This window comes from Pseudomonas sp. BW16M2, assembly GCF_014268865.1.
GTDB lineage: Bacteria > Pseudomonadota > Gammaproteobacteria > Pseudomonadales > Pseudomonadaceae > Aquipseudomonas > Aquipseudomonas peradeniyensis.
The window spans coordinates 1-311 of sequence record NZ_JABWRI010000092.1 but is presented as its reverse complement, the minus strand read 5'-3'; the positions used below and the strand labels follow the sequence as shown (position 1 = coordinate 311).

Annotated in this window: 1 protein-coding gene; it reads right to left on the bottom strand. The window is 63.3% G+C overall.

Annotated elements, in window-relative coordinates; translation table 11 throughout:
* On the bottom strand, positions 1 to 311 hold a 311-nt coding region (locus tag HU735_RS26870), incomplete at both ends, for an immunoglobulin-like domain-containing protein (protein WP_186716493.1).

The following is a 311-nucleotide window of genomic DNA, read 5'->3' as shown; positions in this document are numbered from 1 at the left end:
TTGGACAGGGTGACGGTGACCGGGGTCTGGGCCGGGTTGGTCAGGGTCACGGTGTAGGTGATCACGCCGCCTTCGGTGACGCTCGGGGTCGCGGTCAAAGTCGCCGTAGTGGTATCGACCGAGTCATTGATGACGGTCTGCGCTGGCGTCGGGTTCGGCACCAGATTCTCGAAGTTGCCGCCTGTTGCCCCCGTGATCGTGGTGCTTACGGTGCTGCCGTTGTTGTAGACGTCATTGGCCGGGGTCTGGAAATCGACGCTGCCGGACGACTTGCCGGCCTCGATGGTGACGGTCTGGCCATTGGACAGGGT